The sequence below is a fragment of the Bradyrhizobium sp. 2TAF24 genome (assembly GCF_052115025.1).
In the GTDB taxonomy this organism is placed as follows: Bacteria; Pseudomonadota; Alphaproteobacteria; order Rhizobiales; family Xanthobacteraceae; genus Bradyrhizobium_A.
Genome location: NZ_JBFRFW010000005.1, coordinates 116,235 through 133,797, shown reverse-complemented (window position 1 = coordinate 133,797; position 17,563 = coordinate 116,235). Strand labels below are relative to the sequence as shown.

Below are 17,563 nucleotides of genomic sequence, written 5' to 3'. Positions count from 1 at the left end.
CCAGACGGCGAAACATCCTGCGAGGGAGACATGCGGTACGACAAGATTTGGCTGGATGCACGGCTGGTCACCGTCAACCCGGCTGCCGCCGGGCTCGGCATCATCGAGCGTGGCGCGATCGCTGCCAAGGACGGCCGCATCGCCTATGTCGGCCCGCAGGCCGACCTGCCCTCCGGCTGGAGCGCGACAGAAACCATCAAGCTCGACGGCCGCTGGGTCACCCCCGGTCTCGTCGACTGCCACACCCATCTGGTCTATGGCGGCAACCGCGCCCACGAGTTCGAGCTGCGCCTTGCGGGTGCGAGCTATGAAGAGATCGCCCGCGCCGGCGGCGGCATCGTCTCCACCGTCAAGGCAACCCGCGCCGCCAGCGAGGACGATCTCGTCCGGACGGCGCTGCCGCGGCTCGACCATCTGCTCGCCGAAGGCGTCACGACCATCGAAGTCAAGTCGGGCTACGGCCTCGACCAGGCCAGCGAAATCCATCTGCTGCGCGCCGCGCGCCGGCTCGGTCGCGAGCGCAAGGTCGACGTGGTGACGACGTTCCTCGGCGCCCATGCGATGCCGCCAGAGGCGACCGACAAGGATAAGTTCATCGCCGACATCTGTGCCATGATCCCGGCGATCGCACGCGACAAGCTGGCGGATGCCGTCGACGCCTTCTGCGAAGGCATCGCGTTCTCCCCCGAGCAGACCGCGCGGGTGTTCGATGCCGCGAAAGCCGCCGGCCTGCCGGTCAAGCTGCATGCCGACCAGCTCTCCAACCTGCATGGCGCGCGGCTCGCCGCCGAGCATGGCGCGCTGTCGGCGGACCACCTCGAATACACCGACGAGGACGGCGCCGCGGCGATGGCCAAGGCCGGCACCGTGGCCGTGCTGCTGCCCGGCGCGTTCTATGTGCTGCGCGAGAAGCAACTGCCGCCGGTCGAGGCGTTCCGCAAGCATGGCGTCAGGATTGCCATCGCCACCGACAGCAATCCCGGCACCTCGCCGATCACCTCGTTGCTGCTGACCATGAACATGGGCGCGACGCTGTTCCGCCTGACCATCGACGAACTCGTCGCCGGCGTCACCCGCGAGGCCGCCCGCGCCCTCGGCCGTCTCCCCGACATCGGCACGCTCGAGACCGGCAAATGGTGCGACCTCGCGATCTGGGACATCGAGCGCCCGGCAGAGCTCGTCTACCGCATTGGTTTCAACCCGCTGCATCAGCGAATCTGGAGGGGAGCATGACGTCCTGGCTGACCGTGCACCGCGGCGACGCGCCGCTGATCGTGTCATTCCCACACACCGGCACCGAAATCCCGGCCGAGTACGAGAGCCGGCTGGTGTCGCCATGGCTCGCGCGCAAGGACGCCGACTGGTGGATCGACAAGCTCTATGATTTCGCCGCTGGCCTCGGCGCGACCACGATCCACACCGCGATCTCGCGCACCGTGATCGACGTCAACCGCAATCCGACCGGCGTTTCGCTGTATCCGGGTCAGGCGACCACCGAGCTGTGCCCGACCACGACGTTCGACGGCGAGCCGCTGTACAAGGCCGGCGCCGGGCTCGATCCGGCGGAATTGCCGGAGCGCCGTGCCCGCTACTTCGACCCCTACCATGCGGCAATCGAGCAGGAGATCGCACGGCTGCGCCTGATCCACCCAACCGTCGTGCTCTATGACTGCCACTCGATCCGCTCGGTGATTCCACGCCTGTTCGAGGGCGAGCTGCCCAATTTCAACATCGGCACCAACTCCGGGGCGAGCTGCGACCCGGCGCTGACGCTCGCAGTCGAGGCCGAGTGCACCGGCTCCGGTTTCAGCCGCGTCACCAACGGCCGCTTCACCGGCGGCTGGATCACCCGCCGTCACGGCGATCCGAAGAACGGCGTCCACACCATCCAGATGGAACTCGCCTGCCGCGGCTACATGCCGGAGACGCTCGGCCCGGTCGGCGAAGGCGAATGGCCCTCCGCCTACGATCCAACCTATGCGCAGCCGATGCGCGACGTGCTCACCGCCATCCTGAATTCCTGCCTGACGTTCGCGCAACAGGCGACCTGACCGTTCTGACTGAGGAGATCTTCATGACCCGTATCGACAACACCCGCATCATCCGTGCCGCGCACGGCACCGAGCGGACGGCCAAGAGCTGGCTGACCGAAGCGCCGCTGCGCATGCTGATGAACAACCTCGATCCCGACGTCGCCGAGAAGCCGGGCGAGCTCGTGGTGTATGGCGGCATCGGCCGCGCCGCCCGCACCTGGGAGAGCTTCGACCGCATCGTCGCCTCGCTGCGCGATCTCGAGGACGACGAGACGCTGATCGTGCAGTCGGGCAAGCCGGTCGCCGTGTTCCGTACCCACCGCGACGCGCCGCGTGTGCTGATCGCCAACTCCAACCTGGTGCCGCACTGGGGCAACTGGGACCACTTCCATGAGCTCGATCGCAAGGGCCTGATGATGTACGGCCAGATGACGGCCGGCTCGTGGATCTACATCGGCTCACAGGGCATCGTGCAGGGCACCTACGAGACCTTCGTCGAGGTCGGCCGCCAGCACTATGGCGGCAGCCTCGCCGGCAAGTGGATCCTGACCGCGGGCCTCGGCGGCATGGGCGGCGCGCAGCCGCTGGCCGCGACCATGGCCGGCGCGTCCTGCCTCGCCGTCGAATGTCAGCCGAGCCGCATCGAGATGCGCCTGCGCACCGGCTATCTCGACGTCCAGGCCAAGGACCTCAAGGACGCCCTCGCGATCATCGAGAAGGCCTGCAAGGACAACAAGCCGGTGTCGGTCGGCCTGCTCGGCAACGCCGCGGAGATCTTCCCGGAGCTGGTGCGCCTCGGCATCAAGCCCGACGTCGTCACCGACCAGACCTCGGCGCACGACCCGATCAACGGCTACCTGCCGAAGGGCTGGACACTCGCCGAGTGGGAAGCCAAGCGCGAGACCGATCCGAAGGCGGTGAACGCGGCCTCGCGGCGCTCGATGGTCGAGCATGTCCAGGCGATGCTCGACTTCCACAAGATGGGCGTGCCGACCCTCGACTACGGCAACAACATCCGCCAGATGGCCAAGGAAGAGGGCCTCGAGAACGCCTTCGACTTCCCGGGCTTCGTGCCGGCCTACATCCGCCCGCTGTTCTGCCGCGGCGTCGGCCCGTTCCGCTGGGCCGCCCTGTCCGGTGATCCGGAGGACATCTACAAGACCGACGCCAAGGTGAAGGAGCTGCTGCCCGACAACAAGCACCTGCACAACTGGCTCGACATGGCGCGCGAGCGCATCAAGTTCCAGGGCCTGCCGGCGCGCATCTGCTGGGTCGGCCTCGGCGACCGCCACCGCATCGGCATGGCGTTCAACGAGATGGTCGCCCGCGGCGAGCTCAAGGCGCCGATCGTGATCGGCCGCGACCACCTCGACTCCGGCTCGGTGGCCAGCCCCAACCGCGAGACCGAAGCGATGAAGGACGGCTCGGACGCGGTGTCCGACTGGCCGCTGCTCAACGCCCTGATCAACTGCGCCAGCGGCGCCACCTGGGTGTCGCTGCACCATGGCGGCGGCGTCGGCATCGGCTACTCGCAGCATGCCGGCATGGTGATCGTCGCCGACGGCACGCCGGAAGCCGGCAAGCGCCTCGAGCGCGTGCTGTGGAACGACCCGGCCTCGGGCGTGATGCGCCATGCCGACGCCGGCTACGACATCGCGATCGACTGCGCGAGGGAGCACGGCCTCAAGCTGCCGAGCATCGGCTGATGCGGACCCTGCGCGCCGCCAGCTATCGGCGGATGCCCTGGAAGAACGGCGGCGGCGAGACCATCGAAATGGTGGTGTCGCCCGCCGGCGCGTCGTTCGACAGCTTCGACTGGCGCCTCAGCATGGCCCATGTCGGCGCACCCGGGCCGTTCTCGCTGTTCCCCGACATCGATCGCACGCTGAGCGTGATCAACGGCGACGGCCTGACGCTGACCCTGCCAGACCGCACCGTCACCCTTGACCGCTGCGCGGCGCCGTTTGCCTTCCCCGGCGACGTCGCCGTCGACAGCACGCTGACGGACGGGGCGATCGACGACCTCAACGTCATGACCCGCCGCAGCCGCTGTCGCCATCGCGTCACCCGGCATGGCCTCACCGCGCCGACTCGCCTCGCCCTCAGCGGCGAGATCGCGGTTCTCATCGCCATCGGCGGCGGTGTCGAGATCGCGGCCGGCTCGCACCTTGTCATGCTTGGCCCCAAGGACACCCTGGTGCTGGATGCCGACGACGCCACCACCCTCACCGCCACGCCGCAAGGCACGGCGGACCTGTTCGTGGTCGAAATCGCGTTCGGGTGAGCATCCCTGCTAACGTGACGATAGGCATTCGGCATTCTCTGTGTCATGCCCGGCCTCGTGCCGGGCATCCACGTCTTGAGAGCGTTTCAGCAAGGAAGACGTGGATGGCCGGGACGAGCCCGGCCATGACGAGGAAGGCCAAGCAAGAGCAGCGCTGCTCGCAGCGTTCGCACTTCACGCCATCTCCTCATGGTGAGGAGCGCGGCTCCGCCGCGCGTCTCGAACCATGAGGCCGAGACACATCGTCGGGCGCATCAGGGGCCTCATCCTTCGGGACGCAGGCTGCGCCTGCTCCTCAGGATGAGGAGGGAGGGCGTCGTGCCGGAGGAGCGAATTGCGTAGCCGCGAACGATCAGCGCCTACAAGATCTTCCCGGGGTTCAACATTCCCTGCGGATCGAACGCGTCCTTGAGCCGCTGCATCGCGTCGATCTCCGTTTCCGACCGCATGCGGCGGAGCGCTGTACGCTTGATGGCGCCGATGCCGTGCTCGGCGCTGACGGTGCCGCCGAGGCCGAGCGCGACAGCCTCGATCGCTTCCGTCACCTCGCCCCAGCGTGCCTTGAAAGCTTCGCCAGCCATGCCGACCGGCGGCAGCACGTTGAAGTGGATGTTGCCGTCACCGACATGGCCGAACGGCACGGGACGGCAGCCCGGCACGACAGCCTCGACGGCCAGCGTCGCGCCGGCAACGAATGCGCCGATCGCCGCCACCGGCACCGCTGAATCGCTCTTCAGGCTGCCCGGCGTCTCGATCATCGCATGCGCGATGCCCTCGCGCAGCGTCCACAGCGTCTGGCGCTGGGCTTCCGATGCCGCAACGGTGCCGTCGACCACGATGCCGTCCTCGATCGCCGCGGTGAACAGCTCCTCGACCGCGCGCGGCAGGTCGAAATAGGGGCTGGCGCTGTCGGCCTCCAGCAGCACGGCCCACGGCGTCACCGTGGAGAACGGTTCTCGCGCACGACCGACATGGCCGAAATGCAGATCGAGCCCGGCGCGCGGCAGCACCTCGAAGGCGCTGATCGCCTCGCCGAGCGCAGCGCGGGCCCGCACGAACAGGTCGAGCACCGCATCGAGCGTCTGCAGGCCGAGACAGGCGGTGGCGCGCACCGCCGGCGCCGGCCGCAGCTTCAGCGCGGCGGCGGTGATCAAGCCGAGCGTGCCTTCGCTGCCGAGAAAGATCTGGCGCAGGTCGTAGCCGGCATTGTTCTTGCGCAGCGGCGACAGCTGGCTGAGCACATCGCCATTGGCCAGCACGACCTCGAGCCCGAGCACCTGCTCGCGCGCCATGCCATAGCGCAGCACGTTGTTGCCGCCGGCATTGGTGGCGAGGTTGCCGCCGATCTGGCTGGACAGGCCGCCATGGTCGAGGCCGAGCAGCCGGCCCACATGCGCAGCCGCCTCGCGCGCCTCGTGCAGCGAGCAGCCCGCTTCCACGATCATGACATCACCGACGGTGTCGACAGCGCGGATCGCGCGCATGCGTTCGAACGACATGACAACGCTCGGCTGATCCATCGCCGGCGCGGCGCCGCCGGCGAGGCCAGTGCCGCCGCCGCGCGGCGTCAGCGCCACGCCGGCATCGGCGCACGCCCGCACCACCGCCGTGACCTCCGCCGTGGAGCGTGGCCGCACCACGGCGAGCAACGGGCCATCGCTCTGCAGCGCGAAGTCGCCGCGATAACCCGCGAGGTCGCCCGGCTGATCGAGCACGCCGTCGTCTCCGACCAGCGCCCGCAGCGTGGCCGGGAGCGCCGTCATCACGCGCCCATCACATCGCGGATCGCGGCGAGGAACGCATCCGTGTCCTGCCGTGTGCCGACGGTGATGCGCAGCGCGCCCGGCGTCTGCGGCCAGGGGAACGGCAGCACGAAGATGTTCTTCGCCCGCAAGCCCAGCGCGATCTCCGCCGCCGGACGCGGCGTCACCACCGTGACGAAGTTCGCCGCGCTCGGCAGCGGCTGGAAGCCGAGAGCTGTCAGCCCCTCGGCGAGGCGCAAGCGCTCCGCCGCCGTGTGGTCGAGCAAATCGGCGAGATGGCCTGTCTGATCGAGCGCCGCGCGTGCGGCGGCGAGCGCCACCGCATTGACGCTGAAGTTGATGCGGATCTTGCGGTAGGCGTCCGCAAGCTCACGCGAGCTGGTGATGCCGTAGCCGACACGCGCTCCCGCAAGGCCATAGGCCTTGGAGAAGCTGCGGGTCGCGATCCACGGACCGCGCCGCTTCGCCAGGATCGGCAGGCTCTCCGGCCCGCCGGCATGGCGGCCGAACTCGTAATAGGCTTCGTCGAAATGCAGCAGCAGGTGATCGGGTAGCTCGCGCACGAGCAATTCGACCTCCGCGGCACCGAGCAGGCCGCCGGTCGGATTGTGCGGCGTGGCGACGAACACCAGCCGCGTCTTCGGCGTCACCGCCTTCAGCGTCGCATCGATATCGACCACGCCATCCTTGCGCACGGCGACGCCGACATGGCTGGCGCCGCGCATGGCGATGGTCTTGGCGTAGGTCGGGAAGCCCGGCACCGGCGCCACCGCTTCATCGCCCTGGTCGAGCGAGATGTCGGCGCTGGCATAGAGCAGTTCGTTGGTGCCCGAGCCGATGACGATGTGGTCGGTCGCGGCGCCGGTGCGGCGCGCCAGCTCGGCGATCAGCTCGCTGCCGTCATGGTCGGGGTAGCGGTTCAGCCCGGCGGCGGCGCGCTGCATCGCCTCGACAACCGCCGGCGCCGGCGGAAATGGCGATTCGTTGAGATGCAGGCTGCGCACCGGCAGCGCCTCGCCGAGATCCGGCGGCGTCACCTGCGGCGGCACGGTCTCCAGCCGCTGGATCCGCGGCGTGACGACGGTTTCGATCTTTGCCATGTCAGCCATGGGACCAGTCGTCCGGATTGTTGGAGTTGCCCGGCGACAGGCCGAGGATATCGCCGTCGGTGGTGACGCCGAGGCCGAGCACGGTGCGGTTGGCATAGTTGAAGTAGGCCACCACCTGATTGACCTCCAGGATGCGGCCGTCGTCGAAGCCCGCCGCGCGCGTCGCCTCGATACGGCTGCGCAGCTCGTCCGCGGCTTGCGGCTTCAGTGTCAGCGCTTCGGCATAACGCAGCGCCGCGGCTTCCGCCGGCGTGAACACGTCGGTGAAGACCCCGGCCTGCAGCGCCCGGCGGATCGCGCCGGCACGGTCGTCGTTGTTCAGCAGTCGCCGGAGGCCGGCGAAGTGATGGTCGACGCAGTAGGCGCAGGCGTTGAGCGAGCTGACATAGACGCCGATCGTCTCCAGGAACCACTTCGGGATCGCATTGGAGGCGTGATGCAGCACGTATTTGTAGAGGGCCATATGACCCTCCATGCTGTGCGGGCGCAGGCTGTGCGCCAGCATGATATTGTCGACGTTGTCGTCCGGACCCTTGATCCGGTCGTACAGCGACCGCAGGCGGCCCTCCGACTGCGGATAGGGAATGTGCGAGATCCACATCGCGTGCGTGTCCTTGTGCTTCTCGATCAGGCGACGTCGTCGAACAGCGGCACGCCGGCGATATCGCCGAGGCTGCCGGCGCCGAGCATGCGCTTGGCGGCGGCGATGTCCGGGGCGAGATAGCGGTCCTGGTCGAGATGGGCGACCTCGATGCGCAGGCGTTTGACGGCTTCCGCGAGCGGCGCCGCGGGAGCCAGCGGCCGGTGGAATTCGACGCCCTGCGCCGCGGCAAGCCATTCCAGCGCCAGGATGGCGACGAGGTTGTCGGTCATCTGCGCCAGGCGATAGGCGCCATGGCAGGCCATCGAGACATGGTCTTCCTGGTTGGCCGAGGTCGGGATCGAATCGACCGACGCCGGATGCGCCAGCATCTTGTTCTCGCTGGTCAGCGCTGCGGCGGTGACCTGCGCGATCATGAAGCCGGAGTTGAGGCCCGAGTTCTCGATCAGGAATGCCGGAAGGCCCGACAGCGAGGCATCGACCAGCATCGCCTGGCGGCGCTCCGACAGCGAACCGATCTCGCAGATCGCGAGCGCGATGATGTCGGCGGCGAACGCCACCGGCTCGGCATGAAAGTTGCCGCCGGACAGCACGTCGCGCTCGGCCGGGAACACCAGCGGATTGTCGCTGACCGCATTGGCTTCGATCGCCAGCACGCTGGCGGCATAACGCAGGTTGTCGAGGCAGGCGCCCATCACCTGCGGCTGGCAGCGCATGCAGTAGGGATCCTGCACCTTGAGCGTGGCACGATGCGCCTCGCGGATCGGGCTGGCATTGATCAGGCGACGATAGATCGCCGCGACGTCCTGCTGGCCGCGATGGCGGCGCACCGCCTGGATGCGGGCGTCGAACGGGGTGTCGTTGCCGCGGCAGGCCTCCAGTGCCAGGGCGCCGGTGACGAGGCCGGCGCGGAGCGCGTCCTCCGCGGCGAACAGGCCGGACAGCGCCAGCGCGGTCGACACCTGAGTGCCATTGATCAGCGCAACGCCTTCCTTGGGCCCGAAGGTCATCGGCGACAGGCCGGCGTGGCGCAGGCCCTCGGCCGCGGGCAACACCTTGCCCTGGTAGCGCACCTCGCCCATGCCCATCAGCGCCGAGGCCATGTGCGACAGCGGCGCGAGGTCTCCCGACGCACCGACCGAACCCTTGGCGGGAATGCAGGGATAGACGCCGGCATTGGCCAGCGCCAGCAGCGCCTCGACCACCTGCCAGCGCACGCCGGAATGGCCTTGCGCCAGCGCGGTGGCCTTCATGACGAGAATGAGCCGCACGAGATCGTCGTTCAGCAATTCGCCGGTGCCGGCGCTGTGCGAGAAGATCAGGTTCTGCTGCAGCTTCTCGAGCTGGTCGTTCTCGATGCGCACCGCGGCGAGCTTGCCGAAGCCGGTGTTGACCGCATAGATCGGCCGCCCGGTGCCGATGAGGTCGAGGATCGCCGCGTGGCAGGCATCCACCACGGCGCGGGCGCCCTCGGTGAGACGCACGGTCGGCGCGTCGCGCAGGATACGCCGCCACATCGAGAGCGGCACATGTCCCGGTTCGATCGTTACGTCATTTGCGACGTTCGTCTGCTTGGCCATTGTCTTCTTCCCATCAACCCAACAACAGCGCGTCGTCCGAGAGCTCCTCGCCCTGGTCGCGCTTGAACAGCGCCAGCAGGTCGGAGACCTGCATGGCAGCCCGCTTTTCGCCCTCGGCGTCGAAGATGATCCGGCCGCGGTGGAACATGACGGTACGGTCGCCATAGTGCAGTGCCTGCGCCATGGAGTGGGTGACCATCACCGACGTCAGCTTGAGCTGGGCGACGATGTCGCGCGTCAGCTCCATCACGAACTCCGCCGTCTTGGGGTCGAGCGCGGCGGTGTGCTCGTCGAGCAGCAGCACCCGCGTCTCGCCGGTCGTCGCCATCAGCAGGCTGACTGCCTGGCGCTGGCCGCCGGACAGCAGGCCGACCTTGTCGTTGAGACGGTTCTCCAGGCCGAGCTTGAGCAGCTTGAGCCGTTCCGCCGCCTGCTCGCGGATGCCCTTGTCGATGGCAAAGCGGAAGCCGCGCGGCTGGGTGCGGCCGTGGGCCAGCGCGAAGTTCTCGAGGATCGTGAGATCCTCGCAGGTGCCCATCTTGGGATCCTGGAACACGCGCGAGATCAGCCGCGAGCGCTGATGGATCGGCCAGTTGGTGACATTCTGGCCATCGACCATCACCTTGCCGCAGTCGGGCTTGACGAGGCCGGCGATGACATTGAGCGCGGTCGACTTGCCGGCGCCGTTGGTGCCGATGATGGTGAGGAACTGGCTCTGCGGCACGGCGAGGTCGAGCTGGCGGATCGCCGGAGCTTCGAGCGGCGTGCCCTTGTTGAAGGTGACGCGGACGTCGCTGATCTCGATCATGACGACTTCCTCTTCAACAGCTTGCCCATGCCCGAGCGAGACGACTGGCTGACCAGGGTGACGACGACGAGGAGCGCGGTGACAAGCTGGACGTCGGAGGCCTTGAGGCCGAGAAAATCGGCGTTGAGCGAGAACGCCACGGCGAAGCGGTACAGCATGGCGCCGAACAGGCACGCCAGCGTCGCCTGGGCGATGGTGCGCACCGGCAGGATCGACATGCCGACGATCACCGAGGCGAGGCCGATGATGATGACGCCGATGCCCATATAGGCGTCGGCGGCGCCGAAGCTCTGGGCGAACATCGCGCCCGCGAGCGCGGTCAGCGCGTTGGCCATGCCGAGGCCGAGCAGCTTCATGCGGCCGACATTGACGCCGTTGGCGGCGGCCATCGCCGGATTGGCGCCGGCGGCGCGCATGTTCATGCCAAGCCCCGTGTGCAGGAACAGGTCAAGCAGCAGCTTGATCACGACGATGATGACGACCAGCAGCAGCGGACTGAGGATATAGGCCGGGACGCCCCAGCCCTGCACCGCCGAGAAGATGGTGTGGGCGCCGAGCAGCGGCTTGTTCGGGCCGCTCATGATGCGCAGGTTGATCGAGTACAGCGAGATCGAGACCAGGATGCCGGAGAGGATGTGCAGGATGTTGAACCGCACATTGAGGAAGGCGGTCACGAAGCCGGCGCCGAAGCCGGCAACCGCGGCGGCGAGGGTGGCCGGCCAGGGATTCCAGCCGAAATTGACGATCAGGATCGCCGCCACCGCGGCGCCGAGCGGAAAGCTGCCTTCGACAGTGAGATCGGGGAAATCGAGGATGCGGAAGGTGATGAATGCTCCGAGGGCGACCAGGCCGAAGATCAGTCCGACCTCGACAGTCCCGAGAAGTTCATAGAGCGACATAAGCTGGATCTTTCTGGCGATATCCGCCGACAACGATGACCGGCACGGCAACGGCGGCGGCCGGGCGATGCCGGCCGCCGCACGTCGCGGTCAGTTCACGGTGCGGGTCGCACGCTTCAGCACGGCCTCGGGCAGCGTCACGCCCATTGCGGCGGCGGCACTCTTGTTCACGACCACCACGAAGTTCGGCATCTTCTGGTAGGCGACCACGGCATCGACATCGCCGGCCTTGGCGCCTTCCAGGATCACAGCGGCCATGTGGCCCGCCATGCGGCCGACCTCGATGTAATCGAGGCCGACGGAGGCGATCGCGCCGCGATCGACGCCGCGGGTCTCGCCAGTGAACACCGGAATCCTGGTCTCCTGGCCGACCTTCACCACGGTCTCCAGCGCCGCCACCACAGTGGTGTCGTTGGGCACGTAGATCGCATCGACATTGCCGACGAGCTTCTTGGTGGCCGGGATCACTTCGTTGGTGGTCGGCGCGGCCGCTTCCACGATGGTGATGCCGAGCTTGGTGCCTTCCTCGCGCAGCCGCTCCAGCGTCGCATTCGAGCTGTCGAGCCCCGGATTGTAGATGAAGCCGAGCTTCTTCAGGTTCGGCGCGATCTCGCGAAAGAGATTGAGCTGCGCGGCCAGCGGCGGCGCGTCGGACACGCCGGTGATGTTGCCGCCGGGCGCCTTGAACTGCGCGATGAGCTTCGCCTTGATCGGATCGGTCACGGTGGCGAACACGATCGGCACCGAGTTGGTGACGCTGGCCATGGCCTGCGCGGTCGGCGTGGTAATGGCGATGATCAGATCGGCGCCATCGCCGACGAACTTCTTGGCGATCTGCTGCTGGGTCGAGGCGTTGCCGTTGGCGGTCTGGTACTCGACCTTGATGTTGCGGCCGTCTTCAAAACCGCTTTCGGCGAGGCCCTTGAGCACGCCGTCCTTGGTTTCCACCAGCTGCGGCACCTCGACGATGGTCGAAATCATCACCTTCTTCTGTCCGGCGGCCGCGGCCACGCCGCACATCAACGCCGTTGCTGCGCACGCCAACAGAGCGACCCGCGCCTGCAGCCAAACTCCCCTCATCCTTCTCTCTCCCATCTCGCTTGACGCTCGAAACACGGTCTGTCGGTTCGGCGATCAACTTATCTCTTGCCAATATGTGGCAATATGTTCCACAATATGAGCAATGAATGAGACATCTGTCAACATCACGCCCGAGGAAGCGCCGGCCACCACCGCAAACACCGCGGGTGTCGGTCTTCTGAAGAAGGCCTTTCAAATCCTCGACCTTTTCACCGACGAGCGCGCCAGCTGGACGCAGTCGGAACTGGCGCGGGATACGCAATTGGCGCGCTCGACCCTGAGCCGCCTGGTCCGCTTCCTGTGCGCGACCGGCTACCTAATGGAGCAGCGCGGCCGCTACACGCTGGGCTTCGCCGCCATCGATCTTGGCCGCCGCGCCCAGCTGCAGTTCGACCTGGTCGGGCTGTGCCAGAGCATTCTCGAGGAGCTGTCGCAGGCGACCGCCGAGACTGTCATCCTTACCGGCTACGACGACATCCACGCGAGCGTGGTGTGCCTGGCGCAGATTCCGAGCCGCCAGGGCGGCCTGCGCGTGTTCGAGCAGATCGGCACCGCCTATCCGCTGCATTCGGGCGCGACGTCGAAGGCGGTGCTGGCGTTTCTGCCGCAGCGACAGATCGACACGGTGCTCGCCGGCGACCTGACCGGGGTCAATCCCAGCTCGACCATGCCCGCGGATGCGCTGCGCATGCAGCTCACAGGCGTGCGCGACAGCGGCTTCGTGGTGACTCACGAGGAAACCTATCCCGGCGTGGTCGGCATCGCGGTGCCGGTGCTCACCCCGCGCCACCAGCCGCTCGGCTCGATCGCCATCGCCGCGCCGACACAGCGCATGAACCAGACCGAGATCGACGCCTACGCCAAACTGCTGGTCGATGCCGGCCGCCGCGTTGCGGCCCGCATCACCGGCACCCCCAATGGTGATTGAGAGATGACGCCATCCACCATGCACGCCTGGCGCTCGGGCACCCCCGGCGTCGACCAGCTCGAACAGATCGATGCTGCCGTGCCCACCCCGACCGCGGAAGAGGCTCTGGTGCGGGTCGAGACCGCGGCGCTGAACTTCTCCGACCTGCTGATGATCGACGACCGCTATCAGGTGCGGCCGCCGCGGCCGTTCATTCCCGGCCAGGAAGTGGCCGGCACCGTGGTCGCCGCCGGCGAGCGCTGCGGCCTGAAGGTCGGCGAGCGCGTTGCCAGCAAGGTGCTGTGGGGCGGCTTTGCCGATTACGTCGCGGTGCGCGGCGACATGGCGATCCCTGTGCCGCACGGGATATCGCTCGCGGCGGCAAGCGCACTGCCGGTCGTCTACACCACCTCGATGGTCGCGCTCACCGAGAGCACGACGGTCAAGCCCGGCGAGACCGTGCTGGTGCTGGCCGCGGCCGGCGGCGTCGGCCTCGCCGCGGTGGAGATCGCGCGCCATCTCGGCGCGCGGGTGATCGCTGCCGCCGGCGGCAGCGACAAATGCGCACTGGCGAAAGCCCACGGCGCCCATGAAGCGATCGATTATCGCAACGATGGCTGGAGCGAACAGGTCAAGACACTCACCGGCGGCCGTGGCGCCGATATCATCGTCGACCCGGTCGGCGGTGCCGCGGCCAAGGAAGCGATGCGGGTGATGGCCTGGGAAGGCCGCTTTCTTGTCGTCGGCTTCACCTCCGGTGAAGTTCCACAGATCCCGGCCAACCGCCTGCTGCTGAAACGTGCCGCCGCGATCGGCGTCTACTGGAACCACGACCGCGACGCCGCGATGCTCGCCCGCGTCTCGGCACGCCTCACCGAGTACCTGCAGGCTGGCGCGGTCCGTCCGCATATCGGCGCAACCTTCGCCTTCGATCAGCTGCCCGACGCGCTACGCGCGCTCGGCGACCGCAAGACCACAGGCAAAGTCACCATCAGCCTGACGCACGAGGCCGCGCGATGAACCAGCCGCTTCCCGCCCACCTGTTCGCCGGCCTGCGCGTGCTCGACCTGACGCGGGTGATGTCCGGTCCGTTCTGCACCGCGATGCTCGCCGACCTCGGCGCCGAGATCATCAAGGTGGAGCTGCCTGGCTCTGGCGACGACAGCCGTTACTTCGCCCCCCACGTCAACGGCGAGAGCACCTATTTCGCGATGCTCAACCGCGGCAAGCGCAGCATCACCATCAACATGAAGTCGCCGGAGGGCATCGGCCTGATCCGCGACCTCGCCAGGAAGGCCGATGTGCTGGTCGAGAACTTCCGCCCCGGCGTGATGGAGCGGCTCGGCCTCGGCTATGACGTGCTCAAGGCCGACAATCCCCGCCTGATCTATGCCTCGATCTCCGGCTTCGGCCAAAAGGGCCCGCTGGCCGACCTGCCGGCCTTCGACCTCGTGATCCAGGCCATGAGCGGCCTGATGAGCGTGACAGGCGAAGCCGGCGGCCGCGCCACCGCGGTCGGCGAGAGCGTCGCTGATGTCACCACCGGCATGTTCGCCGCCTGGGGCATCGCCGCGGCGCTGTACGACCGCGAGCGCACCGGCGTCGGCCGGCAGCTCGAAGTCGCCATGCTCGATTCGGTATTCTCGATGCTGCTGACCAACCTGTCGCGACGGCTGTTCACCGACCAGCCGACACGCCGCGTCGGCAACCGCCACCCCGAGACCTACCCTGTCGACAGCTTCGCCACCAAAACTGGCGACATCGTGCTGGTCGGATTCTCCGAAGCCATCGTCAAGCGCATCTTCGAGGCGATCGGGCAGCCCGAGCTGTCCGCCGACCCGCGCTTCAAGAACAACCGCGAGCGCAACGCCCATGAGGCGGAGCTGCGCGCCATTCTCGCCGACTGGGCGGGCGCCCTGACGCAGGACGAAGCGCTGGCGCGGCTGCGCGCCGCGGACGTGCCGGCCGCGCCAGTGTGGTCGCTCGACGACGTGCTCGCCAGCGAGCAGGTCGCCGCGCGCCAGTTGCTGGTGCCCGGCCACAACGCCAAGCTCGGCGACATCCAGTTTGCCCCGCAGCCGGTCCGGTTCGCGGGAACTCCGGCGCCCGCAACCATGCGCGCGCCGACCCTCGGCGAAGACACCGAAGCCGTCCTGCGTGACGAGCTCGGCCTCGACGACGCCAGGATTGCCGCCCTGCGGGCCGCAAAGACCGTCTGAAGGAAACACCATGCTGCGCAAGAACGACCGCATCATCCGCGCCCCGCGCGGAGCCGAGCTCACGACGAAGAGCTGGCACACCGAGGGGCCGCTGCGCCTCCTGATGAACAACCTCGATCCCGACGTCGCCGAGCGCCCCGAGGAGCTCGTGGTCTATGGCGGCATCGGCCGCGCGGCGCGCAGCTGGCAGGCGTTCGACCAGATCGTCGATGTGCTCAAGCGCCTCGACGACAACCAGACGCTGCTGGTGCAGTCGGGCAAGCCGGTCGGCGTGTTCCCGACTCATCCCGGCGCACCACGCGTGATCATCGCCAACGGCAACCTCGTGCCGAAGTGGTCGACCTGGGAGCATTTCAACGAGCTCGATCGCAAGGGCCTGACCATGTACGGCCAGATGACGGCCGGCTCATGGATCTACATCGGCTCGCAGGGCATCGTGCAGGGCACGTTCGAGACCTTCTCCGAGATCGGCCGCCGCCACTTCGGCGGCAGCCTCGCCGGCCGCTGGTTCCTCACCGCGGGCCTCGGCGGCATGGGCGGCGCGCAGCCGCTGGCCGCCACCATGGCCGGCGCCTCGATCATCGTCGTCGAGTGCCAGCCGAGCCGCATCGAATTCCGCAAGCGCACCGGCTATCTCGACCGCTCCGCCACCACCCTCGACGAGGCGCTGGCAATGATCGATGAAGCGAAAAAGACCGGCAAGCCGGTGTCGGTCGGCCTTGTCGGCAACGCCGCCGAGGTGTTCCAGGAGATCCTGCAGCGCGGCCTCGTGCCCGATGTCGTCACTGACCAGACCTCGGCGCACGATCCGGCGCACGGCTACATCCCGATCGGCTGGACGCTGGAGCAGTGGCTCGATCGCCAGGAGCGCGATCCCGAAGGCACCGCCGACGCCGCCAAGGAAGCGATGGCCCAGCAGGTGCGCTGCATCCTCGACTTCAAGGCCAAGGGCTCGATCGCCATCGACTACGGCAACAACATCCGCGCCATGGCCAAGGAGAAGGGCGTCGCCAACGCCTTCGACTATCCCGGCTTCGTCGAGGCCTATGTCCGGCCGCTGTTCTGCGAGGGCAAAGGCCCGTTCCGCTGGGTGGCGCTGTCGGGCGATCCCGAGGACATCTACAAGACCGACGCCAAGGTGCGCGAGCTGATGCCGCACGACGCCTTCCTCAATCAGTGGCTCGACAAGGCGCGCGCGCACATCAAGTTCCAGGGACTGCCGGCGCGCATCTGCTGGCTCGGCCTCGGCGATCGCCACCGCGTCGGCCTCGCCTTCAACGAGATGGTCGCGCGCGGCGAGCTCAAGGCGCCGATCGTGATCGGCCGCGACCACATGGATTCCGGCTCGGTCGCCTCGCCGATGCGCGAGACCGAAGGCATGCTCGACGGCTCGGACGCCGTATCCGACTGGCCGATCCTCAACGCCCTGCTCAACTCCGCCTGCGGCGCCACCTGGGTGTCGTTCCATCACGGCGGCGGCGTCGGCATGGGCTATTCGCAGCACTCCGGCATCGCGCTGATCGCCGACGGCACGCCGGAAGCCAGCGAGAAGATCGGCCGCATTCTCTGGAACGACCCCGCCACCGGCGTGATGCGCCACGCCGACGCGGGTTATCAGATCGCGATCGACTGCGCCGCGCGCAACGGGCTCGACATGCCGAGCCTGCGCGCCAAGGCCTCGTGAAGCCGTCGGTCCACCGCGTTCGTCACGGCCGGTCCCTCCCCCGGCCGTCCATGTCGTCCTGCTCCCATGCCGCGACGACATGGACGCCCGGCCCAGCGCCGGGCGTGACGAGACCCAACTGGTGGTGACGGCGCGCGCCGGCTTTCCACCCGGCACGACGGATACCCCGCAGCGCCCCGCGACCTCCTCGCGGGGCGCTTTTTTGTGCGCCAGGCATGTGTTGAAGAGACGTCCTCAGCCCACCAGCATGATGCTGGCCTTGGCCGCCTCCCAGCGCGCGTCGCGCAGCGGGCGATAGTCCTGCGAATGGTACCAGGCGAGCGCCTGCTCGCGGGTCGGAAATTCCAGCACCACCACGCGGTCGCAGCGCTGGTCGCCCTCGACCACCTCGATGTTGCCGCTGCGCACGATGTAGGTGCCGCCGAACGCGGCGACCGTCGCAGGCGCCGCCTGCATGTAGGCCGCCATCCGCTCTGGATCCTCGATATCGACGCGCGACACAATGAAAACTGRCATGGACGTCCTCCGGGTTTAATTGTCTATACAATTAGACTAGGCCGAAAAACGCCTTGCTGGCAAGCGGCCAGCGATGACAA

At 67.9% G+C, this 17,563-nt stretch carries 16 protein-coding genes; 8 read left to right on the top strand and 8 right to left on the bottom strand.

All coding sequences use genetic code 11. The annotated features are described in order from the left end of the window. Positions 1 to 30 precede the first annotated feature (30 nt). The 4 genes from hutI to AB4Z37_RS10140 are packed head-to-tail and all read left to right on the top strand — an operon-like array spanning position 31 to position 4,317. Complete coding sequence (hutI, locus tag AB4Z37_RS10155) at positions 31 to 1,233, top strand: imidazolonepropionase (RefSeq protein ID WP_441516603.1); 1,203 nt, start codon at positions 31 to 33, stop codon at positions 1,231 to 1,233. Beyond that, positions 1,230 to 2,051 carry an N-formylglutamate deformylase gene (gene hutG, locus AB4Z37_RS10150; RefSeq protein WP_441516602.1) on the top strand — a complete coding sequence of 274 codons (822 nt, stop codon included), beginning with the start codon at positions 1,230 to 1,232 and terminating at the stop codon, positions 2,049 to 2,051. Before hutI ends, hutG begins: the two co-directional genes overlap by 4 nt. Before the next feature lie 23 nt (positions 2,052 to 2,074). Then, positions 2,075 to 3,739 (top strand): urocanate hydratase, encoded by a 1,665-nt coding sequence (gene hutU, locus AB4Z37_RS10145; RefSeq protein WP_441516601.1) that lies wholly within the window; start codon positions 2,075 to 2,077, stop codon positions 3,737 to 3,739. Then, positions 3,739 to 4,317 carry a HutD/Ves family protein gene (locus AB4Z37_RS10140; protein WP_441516600.1) on the top strand — a complete coding sequence of 193 codons (579 nt, stop codon included), beginning with the start codon at positions 3,739 to 3,741 and terminating at the stop codon, positions 4,315 to 4,317. The genes hutU (AB4Z37_RS10145) and AB4Z37_RS10140 overlap by 1 nt, the downstream gene beginning before the upstream one ends. Positions 4,318 to 4,676: 359 nt before the next feature. Here the strand turns inward: AB4Z37_RS10140 and AB4Z37_RS10135 are convergent, their stop codons facing one another. The 7 genes from AB4Z37_RS10135 to AB4Z37_RS10105 all read right to left on the bottom strand — a co-directional run bounded on the left by AB4Z37_RS10135 (position 4,677) and on the right by AB4Z37_RS10105 (position 12,157). After that, positions 4,677 to 6,080, bottom strand: coding sequence for an FAD-binding oxidoreductase (locus tag AB4Z37_RS10135; RefSeq protein ID WP_441516599.1), 1,404 nt, complete (start codon positions 6,078 to 6,080; stop codon positions 4,677 to 4,679). Further along, positions 6,080 to 7,189: a pyridoxal phosphate-dependent aminotransferase gene (locus AB4Z37_RS10130; protein WP_441516598.1), complete on the bottom strand. Its 1,110-nt coding sequence runs from the start codon at positions 7,187 to 7,189 to the stop codon at positions 6,080 to 6,082. The genes AB4Z37_RS10135 and AB4Z37_RS10130 overlap by 1 nt, the downstream gene beginning before the upstream one ends. Further along, the gene (locus tag AB4Z37_RS10125; RefSeq protein WP_441516597.1) at positions 7,182 to 7,790 is read right to left on the bottom strand and encodes a carboxymuconolactone decarboxylase family protein; all 609 of its coding nucleotides are present in this window, start codon (positions 7,788 to 7,790) and stop codon (positions 7,182 to 7,184) included. The genes AB4Z37_RS10130 and AB4Z37_RS10125 overlap by 8 nt, the downstream gene beginning before the upstream one ends. A 26-nt stretch (positions 7,791 to 7,816) precedes the next feature. Further along, positions 7,817 to 9,370 (bottom strand): histidine ammonia-lyase, encoded by a 1,554-nt coding sequence (hutH, locus tag AB4Z37_RS10120; protein WP_441516596.1) that lies wholly within the window; start codon positions 9,368 to 9,370, stop codon positions 7,817 to 7,819. Between the two features lie 13 nt (positions 9,371 to 9,383). Beyond that, complete coding sequence (locus tag AB4Z37_RS10115) at positions 9,384 to 10,178, bottom strand: ABC transporter ATP-binding protein (RefSeq protein ID WP_441516595.1); 795 nt, start codon at positions 10,176 to 10,178, stop codon at positions 9,384 to 9,386. Then, the gene (locus AB4Z37_RS10110) at positions 10,175 to 11,077 is read right to left on the bottom strand and encodes an ABC transporter permease (RefSeq protein WP_441516594.1); all 903 of its coding nucleotides are present in this window, start codon (positions 11,075 to 11,077) and stop codon (positions 10,175 to 10,177) included. The genes AB4Z37_RS10115 and AB4Z37_RS10110 overlap by 4 nt, the downstream gene beginning before the upstream one ends. A 90-nt stretch (positions 11,078 to 11,167) precedes the next feature. Beyond that, on the bottom strand, positions 11,168 to 12,157 hold the full coding sequence (locus AB4Z37_RS10105; RefSeq protein ID WP_441516593.1) for an ABC transporter substrate-binding protein: 990 nt from the start codon (positions 12,155 to 12,157) through the stop codon (positions 11,168 to 11,170). A 103-nt stretch (positions 12,158 to 12,260) separates the two neighbouring features. On the opposite strand from AB4Z37_RS10105, the gene AB4Z37_RS10100 reads away from it, so the two are divergent. From AB4Z37_RS10100 to hutU (AB4Z37_RS10085), 4 genes are read left to right on the top strand one after another with little or no spacing between them, the layout of a single operon-like run. Continuing rightward, entirely contained in the window at positions 12,261 to 13,085 is an 825-nt protein-coding gene (locus AB4Z37_RS10100; protein WP_441516592.1) for an IclR family transcriptional regulator, read from the top strand. Between the two features lie 3 nt (positions 13,086 to 13,088). After that, positions 13,089 to 14,084, top strand: coding sequence for an NADPH:quinone oxidoreductase family protein (locus tag AB4Z37_RS10095; protein WP_441516591.1), 996 nt, complete (start codon positions 13,089 to 13,091; stop codon positions 14,082 to 14,084). Beyond that, positions 14,081 to 15,283: a CaiB/BaiF CoA transferase family protein gene (locus AB4Z37_RS10090; protein WP_441516590.1), complete on the top strand. Its 1,203-nt coding sequence runs from the start codon at positions 14,081 to 14,083 to the stop codon at positions 15,281 to 15,283. Before AB4Z37_RS10095 ends, AB4Z37_RS10090 begins: the two co-directional genes overlap by 4 nt. Before the next feature lie 10 nt (positions 15,284 to 15,293). Then, positions 15,294 to 16,967, top strand: a complete 1,674-nt coding sequence (hutU, locus tag AB4Z37_RS10085) for a urocanate hydratase (protein WP_441516589.1) — start codon at positions 15,294 to 15,296, stop codon at positions 16,965 to 16,967. Between the two features lie 234 nt (positions 16,968 to 17,201). Here the strand turns inward: hutU (AB4Z37_RS10085) and AB4Z37_RS10080 are convergent, their stop codons facing one another. Further along, positions 17,202 to 17,483, bottom strand: coding sequence for a DUF1330 domain-containing protein (locus tag AB4Z37_RS10080; protein WP_441516588.1), 282 nt, complete (start codon positions 17,481 to 17,483; stop codon positions 17,202 to 17,204). Between the last annotated feature and the right edge of the window lie 80 nt (positions 17,484 to 17,563).

Coding starts and splice junctions, on each gene's coding strand:
- hutI (WP_441516603.1), top strand. CDS start 31: ATGCGGTACGACAAGATTTGGCTGGATGCACGGCTGGTCACCGTCAAC.
- hutG (WP_441516602.1), top strand. CDS start 1,230: ATGACGTCCTGGCTGACCGTGCACCGCGGCGACGCGCCGCTGATCGTG.
- hutU (WP_441516601.1), top strand. CDS start 2,075: ATGACCCGTATCGACAACACCCGCATCATCCGTGCCGCGCACGGCACC.
- AB4Z37_RS10140 (WP_441516600.1), top strand. CDS start 3,739: ATGCGGACCCTGCGCGCCGCCAGCTATCGGCGGATGCCCTGGAAGAAC.
- AB4Z37_RS10135 (WP_441516599.1), bottom strand. CDS start 6,080: ATGACGGCGCTCCCGGCCACGCTGCGGGCGCTGGTCGGAGACGACGGC.
- AB4Z37_RS10130 (WP_441516598.1), bottom strand. CDS start 7,189: ATGGCTGACATGGCAAAGATCGAAACCGTCGTCACGCCGCGGATCCAG.
- AB4Z37_RS10125 (WP_441516597.1), bottom strand. CDS start 7,790: ATGTGGATCTCGCACATTCCCTATCCGCAGTCGGAGGGCCGCCTGCGG.
- hutH (WP_441516596.1), bottom strand. CDS start 9,370: ATGGCCAAGCAGACGAACGTCGCAAATGACGTAACGATCGAACCGGGA.
- AB4Z37_RS10115 (WP_441516595.1), bottom strand. CDS start 10,178: ATGATCGAGATCAGCGACGTCCGCGTCACCTTCAACAAGGGCACGCCG.
- AB4Z37_RS10110 (WP_441516594.1), bottom strand. CDS start 11,077: ATGTCGCTCTATGAACTTCTCGGGACTGTCGAGGTCGGACTGATCTTC.
- AB4Z37_RS10105 (WP_441516593.1), bottom strand. CDS start 12,157: ATGAGGGGAGTTTGGCTGCAGGCGCGGGTCGCTCTGTTGGCGTGCGCA.
- AB4Z37_RS10100 (WP_441516592.1), top strand. CDS start 12,261: ATGAATGAGACATCTGTCAACATCACGCCCGAGGAAGCGCCGGCCACC.
- AB4Z37_RS10095 (WP_441516591.1), top strand. CDS start 13,089: ATGACGCCATCCACCATGCACGCCTGGCGCTCGGGCACCCCCGGCGTC.
- AB4Z37_RS10090 (WP_441516590.1), top strand. CDS start 14,081: ATGAACCAGCCGCTTCCCGCCCACCTGTTCGCCGGCCTGCGCGTGCTC.
- hutU (WP_441516589.1), top strand. CDS start 15,294: ATGCTGCGCAAGAACGACCGCATCATCCGCGCCCCGCGCGGAGCCGAG.